This window comes from Acinetobacter radioresistens DSM 6976 = NBRC 102413 = CIP 103788 (genome assembly GCF_006757745.1).
In the GTDB taxonomy this organism is placed as follows: Bacteria; Pseudomonadota; Gammaproteobacteria; order Pseudomonadales; family Moraxellaceae; genus Acinetobacter; species Acinetobacter radioresistens.
Map to the genome: position 1 here is coordinate 2,387,838 of NZ_AP019740.1, position 11,592 is coordinate 2,399,429.

Below are 11,592 nucleotides of genomic sequence, written 5' to 3' on the forward strand. Positions count from 1 at the left end.
TCCTGCCAGAGTGTCCAAGCCAAGCTCATAACCTCACCATAAAGGGAACTGTAGATGAAACGTGTTGTAATCACTGGTATGGGTATTAACTCATGCATTGGTAATACTTTAGAAGATGTTACTCACTCTTTACAAAACGGCATTTCAGGAACACGTTTTAATCCAACTTATGCTGAACTTAATTTCAAAAGTCATGTAAGTGCAGCTGCAGAACAGAACTTTGACAATATTGACCGTAAACTGAAACGTTTTATGGGCGTATGTGCGATGTATGCTTATAACTCGGCTGTGGCTGCAGTAGAAAATGCGGGCCTTCAGGTAGAAGATCTCGCTGGCAATCCACGCTATGGCATTGCGGGTGGCTCTGGCGGCAACTCAACAGCTTCTGTAGTTGAAATGACCAAGTTACTAGAAGAAAAAGGCGCACGTAAAATCGGACCTTTTTTTGTGCCACGCAATATGAGTAATACCATTACTGCTAACGTAGGTGTTGCATTCAAACTTCAAGGTATGGCGCACTCTATTACCAGCGCCTGTGCTACTTCTGCTGATGCAATTGGGTATGCCTATAATCTGATTCAGCTAGGCAAACAGGACCTAATGCTGGCAGGTGGCGGTGAAGAAGATCACTGGTCTCAAAGCCTGTTATTTGATGCTATGGGCGCATTGTCTTCAAAATATAATGACACACCAGAAAAAGCTTCACGCCCATATTCAGCTGATCGTGATGGCTTTGTCATTGCGGGTGGCGGTGGTTTTGTTGTTTTAGAATCTCTTGAACATGCTCAGGCTCGCGGCGCCAAAATCCTTGCTGAAGTGGTTGCATATGCAGCCAATTCTGATGGTGCGGACATGGTAGCACCAAGTGGTGAAGGTGCAACCCGCTGTATTTTAATGGCGCTTGAAGAAGCCAAGCAGCATGGTATAGAAAGCATCGATTATGTGAATACTCATGGGACATCAACACCTGCTGGCGATGTAACCGAGCTTAAAGCAATGGAACGCGCTTTTGGCGAAGGCCATGTACCAGCAGTCAGCTCAACCAAGTCCATGACTGGTCACAGTCTGGGGGCAGCAGGAGTACATGAGGCAATCTATTCTGTTTTAATGATGCAGAATGACTTCATTGCTCCTAACATTAACGTGACCGAACTGGATGAAGGCGCTAAACCATTTGATATTGTGCTTGAAAAACGTGATGCGAAACTAAATACTGTAATGAGTAACAGTTTTGGTTTTGGCGGCGTCAATGCCTGCCTGATTTTCAAGAAATGGGATAATTGATGAATGCACCTTCTGATGCTTTCTTTTGGATAAAGGCTTTACATATTATTGCCGTGGTATGCTGGTTTGCTGCTCTGTTCTATCTACCACGTCTTTATGTTTATCATGCCATGAGTGATGATACAGTCAGTCATCAGCGCTTTGAAGTAATGGAGCGTAAGTTGTACCGGGGAATTATGTGGCCTGCAATGATAGCCACCCTGATTACAGCACACTTTCTGGTGGACTGGGGGGATCAGTTTTATCATTACCATGAAGCTTTATGGTTTTATCTAAAAGTAGCATTAGTCGGTTTACTGGTCATTTACCATTTTGTTTGTGGCTATTACCGTAAAAAACTGATCGGAAATGCACATTACAAGACACATAAGTTCTGGCGTTTTTTTAATGAAATGCCGACCCTTTTACTGTTTGCTATTGTCATTCTAGTAGTGGTCAAACCCTTTTAATTATCAATAATCGAAAAAGCCCCAGATTCGGGGCTTTTTTATTTGTCTCAGCTTTTTAAATTTATTTTGTATAAAATCTTTAAATTATATAAATAAAAAATTAAAAACTGATTCCCATATTTTTTAGCTCAGCCTACTTAAAATTGCCGGTAATGTATCAAAACTTTTTATCATATATTGAGGCTGTGCCTGCATGAGTTCTTCTGCGGAACCGTAACCATACTCGACCGCAATTGTATTTATGCCATTATAACGCGCCCCTAAAATATCATACTCACGGTCTCCAATCATTAAACACTCCTGTGGCCTAAGTTGCTCCTGCTGCAAAATGAAAGCAATTAATTCTGCTTTGTTTGTACGCTCACCGCTCAACTCGCTTCCATAAATTTGAGTAAAATAATCTGCGAGCTGAAAATGTTCCAAAATTTGTCTGGCATAGATAGTAGGTTTTGCTGTGGCAAGAAATAATTGATACCCCTGCTCTTGGAGATATCCGAGAGTTTCTGACACAGCTGGATAAACTTTATTTTCAAAAAGTCCGACTACAGAAAAACGCTCCCGATACCCCAGCAAAGCCTGCTCAGCAAGTTGTTCATCTCCATTATCAAGCAGCTTAACAAAAGATGCTTTTAAAGGCGGCCCAATGGTCCAGTCAATATCCAGATCGGGCTTTAGGGGATAACCCAGTTTTTCCATGGCATAGCGGATACAAGTATGTATTCCCACCTTAGGATCAGTCAGGGTGCCATCAAGGTCAATCAGCAGATTCTTTATAGTCATGTTGCACAGTCATTCAGTAGGTTTAACGCGGGATTAAGGTCGAGAGATGAAGTAAACTATTCTATACTAGCGTAATTTGCATTAAATAAGGATACGGCAGTGCGTCCTACAGTTCTTTGTTTTTCCGGACTTGATCCTTCAGGCGGCGCAGGTCTGCAGGCTGATATTGAAGCAATTGGGCAAAGTGGTGCACATGCTGCAATTGCCTGTACTGCTCTAACCATACAGAACTCTCAACAAGTATTTGGTTTTGAGGCAAGTTCACGAGAATTATTACTAGCGCAGGCCAATGCAGTAGTCGGTGACCTACCTATCCGATGTGTAAAATCTGGCATGTTGGGTACTACAGAAAATATTAGCGCGCTGGCTGAATTTTTAAGAGCTCACCCGGATTATCAATATGTGCTTGATCCGGTACTGGTTGCCAATAGTGGCGGTTCACTTGGTAATCAGGAAACTTTAGTTAAAGCATTTATAGAGCTTATTCCTCTGGCCAGCATTCTAACCCCTAACACAGTCGAACTGCGGGCTTTAACTGGTTTTGACGACCTGGAAACTGCCACTCAAAAGCTGTTTGAAATGGGTGCAAAAGCCGTTCTGGTTAAAGGTGGGCATGAGAATACCCCAGACTATATTCGTAATGCACTTTATATTCAGGGTGAAATGGTGGCAGAAAGCCACTGTCCACGATTACAAGGTGAATATCATGGTTCTGGCTGTTCACTGGCAAGCTTTATCGCAGGACGCTTAGCATTAGGAGATGAGCTGGTTCAGGCAGTCCAACATGCAGAAACCTGGCTATTTGGTGTCTTAAAAAATGCAGAAACTCCAGTGCCTGATGGGCAGAAAATACCAAAACGTTTTTAAAATAAAAAGCCCGCTTAATATAGCGGGCTTTTTATTATTGCTTTATCGAGCATACAAACAACAATTTTTGCTTACTCACCCTGTCTATTGGGGAATACGTAAAACCTGACCTGGATAAATATCATCAGCATTTTTTAACAAAGGACGGTTAGCTTCAAAAATTTTATTATATTGATTAGCATCACCATAAAATTCTTTAGAGATTTTAGAAAGAGAATCCCCAGACTTTACAGTATAGAATTTGCTTTGCGGTTCAGGTGTAGCAACTGTCATCTGATCATCTACTTGAGCCACATGATCAATATTACCGACGGCCAGAATAATTTTCTCACGGTCTGCCTGACTTTTCACCTGGCCTTTGATTGTAGCCAAATCAGTATTACTATTATAACTGACTGACAGACCTTCTACACCAAGCCCCAGACTCTTTACATGAGCCAGTAACTGATTCGCGATCTGTTGTGCTGAAGGTTCTGCAGCCTTAAGTGGAGCCTGTGGAGCCGCTTGAGGGGCAGAATTAGCAGGCGTAGCAGCTTGATGCTGTTCTACCTTTGCTTCATTCTTTTTACCAATACCTTTTACAAAGTCAAAAAGTCCCATCGTTCTACTCCATGTTAGTGGATGAATATTGTGTATTGCTATCTTATTTTTATACCGAACAATTTAAGGTACTTAAGTTTTATTTCGGCTGTAAACAGTAAACTTATGTAAGACTTACTACGCTCTACTTACTACCTATTAGTCTTTTGTTTCAATTAAGGATGAAATAAAAAAGCCACCCTTAAGGTGGCTTTTTATCAGCACATGCTAAAATATAACTTACTGAGCAAGTTTCTTGGTAACATAATCAATTGCTGATTGAACAGTAGTGATTTCGTTAGAATCTTCATCAGGAATAGTAATGTCGAAATCATTTTCAAAAGACATCACAAGTTCAACCAAGTCCAGAGAATCTGCACCCAAGTCATCCATGAAAGATGCTTCATTTTTAATTTCTTCAGCACGCATACCGAGTTGTTCTGCTACAGCCTGTTTTACGCGTTGTTCGATATCGCTCACAGGAATTCTCCTCATTGCTTGTGGCGTTTTTAATTGCCGTTAGTTTAATTGAATATCAATTATTTTAAAAGTTTATCCATCAGCCTTAAGCCATGTATAAACCACCATTTACGTGTAAAACTGTACCAGTAATGTAACTTGCTTTTTCACTAGCCAAGAAACTTACTGCATTAGCGATATCTTGTGGCTCACCTAAACGTTGCAGTGCCACTTGATCACTCATTTTCTTACGTATTTCTTCGCTCAACTGCTCTGTCATTTCCGTTGCTATAAAGCCAGGCGCCACACAGTTTACTGTAATCTGGCGGCTACCCATTTCTTTTGCCAGCGAGCGGCTAAATGCCTCAATACCAGCTTTTGCAGCAGAATAGTTGGCCTGCCCCGGATTCGCAAAATGAGCTACCACTGAACTGATATTGATGATGCGACCAAAACGGGCACGTGTCATGCCTTTTAATACACGTTTAGATAGACGATAAACAGCTTTTAAATGAATATTTAAGATGTCATCCCAGTCATCTTCTGACATACGTAGTAATAAGTTATCTTTAGTAATACCGGCATTATTGACCAGAATCAGAACTGGACCATATTTCTGCTCAATTTCAGTTACCAGAGTATCAATTGCCTCGGCATTACGTACATCCAGCACTGCTCCAGCACCTTGTTCTGCAAAGTCTTGGGTCAGCTTTTGAGCACCTGCTTCCGAAGTTGCAGTGCCCACAACAAAATAACCGTCTTGAATAAGCTGTTGAGCAATGGCCGCACCAATGCCCCGGCTTGCACCTGTAACCAGAGCAACCTTACGTTCTTGTGTCATGCGATTTTCCCTTCTGCCACTAAAACGGCATTTAACGCATCTTCCATACGACCTTTAGTGTCGAGTGGAAATGCTTTTTCAATATTCGGTAAACGCTTTGCCAGATTTGCCAGTACATTACCCGGACCACATTCTACAACGTACTGGATACCATGATCTTGCAGGTATTGCATAGTTTTGGTCCACTGAACTGACTGATACAGTTGTGCAGTTAAAGCTTGACGCAACTGGCCAACATCTGTCGCGATTTCTGCGCTGACATTTTGTATTACAGGTAGTACAGGTAGCTCAATGGCAGTTTGTTCCAATGCTTCTGCAAATTTCTCTGCGGCAGGCTTCATTAATGAACAGTGTGATGGTACAGATACCGGAAGTGCAATTGCCTTGCCTGACTTTTCTTTGGCCTGGGCCATGACGTTACTTACCAGTGCAGCAGTTCCTGCAATGACTACCTGACCTTGTGCATTATAGTTTGCCGCTTCAACCGAACCTTGACCCGCCTGTGAAGCAACCTGACACAATTCAACCACCTGCTCATCTGCAAGGCCCAGAATTGCTGCCATGGCACCCTCACCTTGAGGTACGGAAGACTGCATCAGTTTTCCGCGCAAATGTACCAGTTTCACCGCATCTGCCAGAGACATCGCTTCTGCAGCCACCAGCGCACTGTATTCTCCCAAAGAGTGACCAGCTAAATACTTCGGTGTTAAGCCACCAAGTTCCAGCCATATACGCCACAAGGCGATACTTGCCGTTAACAGCACCGGTTGAGTATTTTCTGTCTGGTCCAGGCCTTCACCACTTTGTACAATGTGCCAAAGATCAAAACCCACAGCCTCTGAAGATTCCGCAAAAGTATCAATCACACCACTAAACTGTTCTGCAAGTTCAGCGAGCATGCCGACTTTTTGTGAGCCCTGACCAGGAAACACAAATGCAGTTTTTGTTGCCTGAGCCACTTGCTCGAGTCGTTTAGCAGACATATAAAAATCCTTTATTTCGTCTTCACTCATTTCCGGTGCAGAAATTTAACATTTAATTCATCATTTTTTAATTGCGAAATACAACAAAAAAAGGGAGCATACGCTCCCATTTTTTCTATACTTAAGCATGATGCTTAATGCATATTATTGCTCATTATTCAGCATCAGCTGCTTTAGCGAACAATTGACGACCACGGTAGAAACCGTCTTTAGTCACGTGGTGACGACGATGAGTTTCACCAGTAGCTTGGTCTACAGTTAATGCATTCTCGGTTAAAGCGTCATGTGAACGGCGCATGTCACGGCGAGAGCGACTTTTACGGTTTTGCTGAACGGCCATGATGGCTCCTTACAAAGATCGAAAAAATGGATCAGAACAAAAATTCAGTTGTCTTAACCTGTAAGTATAGCACTTATGAGTTAAGTTTGCCTTTCAAACTTGCCAAAACATCAAACGGATTTTCACGCTTTTCTTCGGCATGCTCTTCGGCAGGTCGATGCTTATGTTCACAAGCGTCATGCTTAGGTGAAAGTGGCACCAACAATAACAGCTCATCCTCAAGCAGAGTGACCAAATCAATCAGGGCAGGTGCATCAGGATCACCTTTGATCAAAGCTTCACTCTCAGCTAGAACGATGTAATCAGCATCCTCATCCAAGCGCTCTATCAGTGACTCATCATCCAGTAACGCGATATGAAAGTCTGAAACAAGTGAAATTTCCACCGGTTCCAGACAACGCTGGCATTCCATTGGAACTTTCGTTTCAACATGACCATCAAACCACGCGACACGATGATACGCATCCATTGATAGCTTACAGTCTATAGAGACCAGTTGATGATCAATTGGTCCAACAGCTTCACGAGCAATACGAACAAAGCGAGACAATGGCAGGGTACCTGACCATGTAAAGCCTTGTTCAGCCCATTTAAACGGCTCAATCTGTGCCGGAAAGGTATTTGCTGACATAATTAAGGCGGCAATTCTACAAATTCATCAGTACTCTGTCAAAGATTAAGATACAATTTTGTACTTATTTAGACAGATCATTTGGGTTTATTCAGTCATGGATCAGTTGCAGCCGCAACCTGAAGTCATAACTTCGTCTCTTGTTCGCATCAACTCCACTTCTGGGCAGATATCGGCTCTGGCGGCACTGCAACTCTTGCCTTGGAACGCACTGCATACAGAAGAACAGCAAGTTGATTGGCTTATCTTACACTTTAATTATTGGTTTTCCCACCATAATGTCATGCTGGTACGAGGAGAATTTGAACCAGAATATTTCCCGGCCACCGATACCTCTCCTGCCCGCATCCAGTTTGCCCATGGTTTTTTTAACAGCGCCCTGCATGAAATCAGCCATTGGACGATTGCCGGTAAAGAGCGTCGCCTGCTGGCTGATCTGGGATACTGGTATGCTCCAGATGGACGGACAAGAGAGCAGCAAGCCCTGTTCGAACAGGTTGAAGTTAAACCGCAGGCAATTGAATGGCTTTTTGCCACAGCTTTTGGCCGCAAGTTTCGGGTCTCTTTAGATAACCTTACTGGTGAAAGTGGTAATGGCAATACCTTTAAAGACAATGTCTATGCCCAAGTGTGCCGCTATATGAATGCAGAAGCCTGTCTGCCAAAAGACGCCTGGTATCTGATTTCCTGTATTTGTACCTGCATACGTGGTGGCGAAATGTTACAGGCCAGCGAATTTAAAAGAGAAATGCTTGATTAATTTACATAAATCAACCGATCTAAACTTGTAACCCAATTCTCTGGGCACTGATAATTTAGAAAGTTACTGTCTGTGAACTTTGAGGAACAATAAGATGCTTCATTTAAGAGTACATCCTGAGAATCCACAGCCACGGCTCATCACTCAGGCAGTCGAACGGATCCGTGCGGGCGATGTAGTGGTCTACCCCACCGATGCTGCTTATGCAATTGGTTGCCAGATCGGAAATAAAAATGCTATGGAACGTATTGCGCAAATCCGCGGTTTAGGGCCTAAACATCAATACGCCATTATGTGCAGTGACCTCTCTGATATTGCAACCTATGCCAAGGTTGATAATGCCATGTATCGGCTGTTAAAGGCCAATACCCCTGCAATTACTACATTTATTCTTCCCGCCACCAGTGAAGTACCACGGCGTTTAATGCATCCGAAAAGGAAAACTATTGGTTTACGTATTCCAAGTAATCCAATTTGCCAGATGTTACTCCAGGAATTGGGAGAACCGTTACTCACTAGTACCCTGATTTTACCTGGACAGGAAGACCCGCTGGATGACCCTTACGAAATCGAGCAGCAACTTGGTAAACGTATTGATGTTTTCATTGATGGGGGCTTTGGCATGCTAAGCACCACCAGTATCGTAGACCTTTCTGGAGAAAATCCGGAAATTATCCGCTATGGCGAAGGTGATGTCAGTGCTTTTGAGTAGGTTTTACACTTTCTCGGACAATTGTAAAATCATATGCACCCAACATCTGATAAGTTGATGCTGAGGCAATTGGTATGAACCTTTTTAAAGTCCTTCTTGATTTAGAGAATTTTCCAGAAGATCACACTATTTATGCCGAGCTTCCTTGGACACTTGAATCTGAAACAATTGTCGTCTCAGAACCAGACTCCGGGAGCGTAACCCTAAACATTAAAGATATTAGCTATAGCTATTTTCTAGAAGTATATATAGCTGAAGAGCTGTTGATTAGTCTGACCAAAACAAACCTTTGTTTACGGGAGAGCTGTCAGAAAGTGATCGAATACGCCATAAATGATGCCTGACCTTTAAAAAGGCTCTTTACCAATTTCTATAGCTCACCCTATTCTTTCCTGCCTACCACGCAGGTTTATCAGTTTTTTTACATTTTTATGGTTTTTATAATTTATTCAGCCTGGCTTTTCTATTAGAATACGTTCACCTTATTTTTTGCTTTTTAGTGATCTCGCTTTCTTGCGTGCAAGATCCTAGAAGTTCTCCAGCTTTCATGCCTTTGAAAATTCGCGTGGCCTATAACCGAAATGAATCAAGCGACCCATAGTTCTATGGAACAGTTGCCTTATATCCGCGTAATGGATGAATGGCAGCACAGTATTCCAGATGATCTTTATATTCCGCCTGCTGCATTCGAAATTTTACTTGAACATTTCGAAGGTCCCCTCGACTTTTTAATTTACCTGATCCAGAAAAATGGCTTTGATTTACTGCAGTTAGATATCGCACCAATTGCCAGCCAATATCTGTCCTACATGGATAGCATGAAATCTCTCAACATTGAACTGACTGCGGACTATATGGTCATGGCAGCTTTGCTTGCAGACTTGAAGTCCCGACTGCTATTACCTAAACCTGCTGCTATAACTCTGGAAAAAGATCCCAAGCAGCAGCTGATTGACCGGCTCGAAAATTATTTGCGCATTAAACAGGCAGCTGAACGTTTAGGACAAATGCCAGTTTTGGAACGTGATACATTCAATGTGAATGTAAGTTTAGGAACAGTAAATAGTATTTATGAAGGCTATGAAGCTGCAAATCTGCGAGACGCGCTATATTGCATCTTTAACCGCCCTGAGCCTGTCGTTCATCAGATTCAGCAGGAACCAGTTTTACTTGAAGAGCGGATTGCCTATATTGAAGAATTGATTGAATCAGGCAAAAGCTTAAGTTTTGACGAGCTGCTCAAACCGAGCCAAGGTAAAATGGGTATGGTGGTGACATTCATGGCAGTTTTGGAGCTCACCCGCCAGCAGAGAATCCAGATTATTCATAGCGGAATAGAAGCACCCTTGACTATTCAGGGAGCAGTAGCATGACCATCGACCAAAGTGCAGCATTCTCAGTTGATGAGCTGCATCATGAAGTTCTGATGCAGCTTGAAGCCATTATTTTTGCCAGTGAAGCACCGGTCAGTCTTTTGAGGCTTAAAGAAGCTTTCCAGAACCAGTATAATAAACAGCAGTTGCGACAGTTTTTACAGCAGCTGGCTGTTTTACAACATGGCCGTTCAATTGAGCTGGTCGAAAGTGCTCAGGGCTTTCGTTTTCAGGTTCGTGCCAGATACAAACAGATTATTGCCCAGACTTGGCCGGAGCGGCCAACCCGGCTTTCCCCATCTTTGCTCGAAACAGTAGCTGTCATTGCTTATCATCAGCCTGTTACACGTGCAGATATTGAACAGATTCGCGGAGTTTCGAATAATAGCCAGATTTTGAAAACATTATTTGACTGGAACTGGATTAAAGAATCCGGTTTCCGAGAGATTCCGGGACGCCCCGCGTTGTTAGTGACGACGTCTCAATTTTTAAATGCTTTTGGCCTGGCTTCATTAGGTCAATTGCCTCCCCTGCAGGATGCCAAGGAAGCTTTCATGACGCTTGATGCTAATGCAGCAATGTCATGAATCGGTGGACTGTTGATAATTATTTCTAAGGTTATGCTGTCATGAGTGAAAAATTGCAAAAAGTCCTAGCACGTATCGGGCTAGGTTCTCGCCGTTATATGGAAGAGGTCATTGCTGCTGGTCGCGTAAGTGTCAATGGTCGTGTTGCTCAGGTCGGTGAGCGTATTGAACCAGGCGACGAATTGCGTATTGATGGGCGTAAGGTGCAATTTCAGATTGAAGATGAGATTCGTCGTCGCGTTCTGATTTACTATAAGCCAGAAGGTGAAATCTGCTCACGCAATGATCCAGAGTCACGTCCGACTGTATTTGATCATTTGCCTACAATCGCCAATGACCGCTGGGTTATGGTAGGCCGTCTGGACATTAACTCTACCGGCCTTTTACTGTTTACCAATGACGGTGAGCTTGCAAATCGTCTAATGCATCCTTCAAATGAGATCGAACGTGAATACGCAGTCCGTGTTATGGGCGAAGTTACCCCGCAGATCCGTCAGAATATGCTAAATGGCGTCGTGCTAGATGATGGCCCAGCCAAGTTTGAAACTTTTTCTGAAATTGGTGGTGATGGTATTAACCGCTGGTACCAGGTTGTGGTTAAAGAAGGACGTAACCGTGAAGTTCGCCGTATTTTCGAATCACAGGGTTTAAAAGTAAGTCGTCTTTTACGTACTCGCTATGGTACAGTTATTCTGCCGCGTGAGCTGCGCACTGGGCGCTGGATTGAGCTGGATAAAGCAGATATCGATAACCTGACCAAGTCGGTTGAGCTTAAACCGCGTCAAGGTACTGGCCTGTATGGCATGGCGAAACGTCGTACTGAACGTATGGCTGAAAAACCTATGGCAGCTCGCCGCGGTGGTTATTTGCGTCAACAGCGCCGCGAGAATGAAGGAACAGAACAAACTGCTGCACCACGCAAGCCTTATAGTCCGAAGAAGTTTTAA

16 protein-coding genes are annotated in these 11,592 nt (G+C 43.2%); 9 read left to right on the forward strand and 7 right to left on the reverse strand.

From position 1 onward, the window contains the following. The first annotated feature begins 54 nt into the window (after positions 1-54). Positions 55-1,284: a beta-ketoacyl synthase N-terminal-like domain-containing protein gene (locus ACRAD_RS11185; protein ID WP_005018889.1), complete on the forward strand. Its 1,230-nt coding sequence runs from the start codon at positions 55-57 to the stop codon at positions 1,282-1,284. Next, on the forward strand, positions 1,284-1,733 hold the full coding sequence (hemJ, locus tag ACRAD_RS11190; protein ID WP_005018886.1) for a protoporphyrinogen oxidase HemJ: 450 nt from the start codon (positions 1,284-1,286) through the stop codon (positions 1,731-1,733). Before ACRAD_RS11185 ends, hemJ begins: the two co-directional genes overlap by 1 nt. Positions 1,734-1,856: 123 nt before the next feature. Here the strand turns inward: hemJ and ACRAD_RS11195 are convergent, their stop codons facing one another. Next, positions 1,857-2,513 carry an HAD-IA family hydrolase gene (locus ACRAD_RS11195; protein ID WP_005027511.1) on the reverse strand — a complete coding sequence of 219 codons (657 nt, stop codon included), beginning with the start codon at positions 2,511-2,513 and terminating at the stop codon, positions 1,857-1,859. Between the two features lie 99 nt (positions 2,514-2,612). Here ACRAD_RS11195 and ACRAD_RS11200 point away from each other — a divergent pair, with 99 nt between their 5' ends. Beyond that, entirely contained in the window at positions 2,613-3,380 is a 768-nt protein-coding gene (locus ACRAD_RS11200) for a hydroxymethylpyrimidine/phosphomethylpyrimidine kinase (RefSeq protein WP_005018882.1), read from the forward strand. Positions 3,381-3,464: 84 nt separating this feature from the next. Here ACRAD_RS11200 and lysM read toward each other — a convergent pair whose 3' ends face one another. The 6 genes from lysM to ACRAD_RS11230 all read right to left on the reverse strand — a co-directional run bounded on the left by lysM (position 3,465) and on the right by ACRAD_RS11230 (position 7,213). After that, positions 3,465-3,980, reverse strand: coding sequence for a peptidoglycan-binding protein LysM (gene lysM, locus ACRAD_RS11205; RefSeq protein WP_005027514.1), 516 nt, complete (start codon positions 3,978-3,980; stop codon positions 3,465-3,467). Positions 3,981-4,199: 219 nt separating this feature from the next. Then, the gene (acpP, locus tag ACRAD_RS11210; protein WP_005018879.1) at positions 4,200-4,439 is read right to left on the reverse strand and encodes an acyl carrier protein; all 240 of its coding nucleotides are present in this window, start codon (positions 4,437-4,439) and stop codon (positions 4,200-4,202) included. A gap of 85 nt (positions 4,440-4,524) precedes the next feature. Next, entirely contained in the window at positions 4,525-5,259 is a 735-nt protein-coding gene (fabG, locus tag ACRAD_RS11215) for a 3-oxoacyl-ACP reductase FabG (RefSeq protein WP_005027517.1), read from the reverse strand. After that, positions 5,256-6,242, reverse strand: coding sequence for an ACP S-malonyltransferase (fabD, locus tag ACRAD_RS11220; protein ID WP_005027519.1), 987 nt, complete (start codon positions 6,240-6,242; stop codon positions 5,256-5,258). Before fabD ends, fabG begins: the two co-directional genes overlap by 4 nt. 154 nt (positions 6,243-6,396) lie before the next feature. Then, positions 6,397-6,582 (reverse strand): 50S ribosomal protein L32, encoded by a 186-nt coding sequence (gene rpmF / locus ACRAD_RS11225; protein WP_000290730.1) that lies wholly within the window; start codon positions 6,580-6,582, stop codon positions 6,397-6,399. A 73-nt stretch (positions 6,583-6,655) separates the two neighbouring features. Next, on the reverse strand, positions 6,656-7,213 hold the full coding sequence (locus ACRAD_RS11230) for a YceD family protein (RefSeq protein WP_005018869.1): 558 nt from the start codon (positions 7,211-7,213) through the stop codon (positions 6,656-6,658). Positions 7,214-7,310: 97 nt separating this feature from the next. Between ACRAD_RS11230 and ACRAD_RS11235 the strand changes: the two genes are divergently transcribed. The 6 genes from ACRAD_RS11235 (at position 7,311) to rluB (ending at position 11,592) form a co-directional block, all read left to right on the forward strand. After that, a complete protein-coding gene (locus ACRAD_RS11235; protein WP_005018867.1) occupies positions 7,311-7,973 on the forward strand; it encodes an elongation factor P hydroxylase in 663 nt (220 codons plus the stop codon). Between the two features lie 94 nt (positions 7,974-8,067). Continuing rightward, a complete protein-coding gene (locus tag ACRAD_RS11240) occupies positions 8,068-8,685 on the forward strand; it encodes an L-threonylcarbamoyladenylate synthase (RefSeq protein WP_005018864.1) in 618 nt (205 codons plus the stop codon). A 74-nt stretch (positions 8,686-8,759) separates the two neighbouring features. After that, positions 8,760-9,029: a hypothetical protein gene (locus ACRAD_RS11245; RefSeq protein ID WP_005018862.1), complete on the forward strand. Its 270-nt coding sequence runs from the start codon at positions 8,760-8,762 to the stop codon at positions 9,027-9,029. A 237-nt stretch (positions 9,030-9,266) separates the two neighbouring features. Beyond that, entirely contained in the window at positions 9,267-10,058 is a 792-nt protein-coding gene (locus ACRAD_RS11250) for a segregation and condensation protein A (RefSeq protein ID WP_005027523.1), read from the forward strand. Next, the gene (scpB, locus tag ACRAD_RS11255) at positions 10,055-10,645 is read left to right on the forward strand and encodes an SMC-Scp complex subunit ScpB (protein WP_005027526.1); all 591 of its coding nucleotides are present in this window, start codon (positions 10,055-10,057) and stop codon (positions 10,643-10,645) included. The genes ACRAD_RS11250 and scpB overlap by 4 nt, the downstream gene beginning before the upstream one ends. A 41-nt stretch (positions 10,646-10,686) precedes the next feature. Then, positions 10,687-11,592 carry a 23S rRNA pseudouridine(2605) synthase RluB gene (rluB, locus tag ACRAD_RS11260; RefSeq protein ID WP_005027528.1) on the forward strand — a complete coding sequence of 302 codons (906 nt, stop codon included), beginning with the start codon at positions 10,687-10,689 and terminating at the stop codon, positions 11,590-11,592.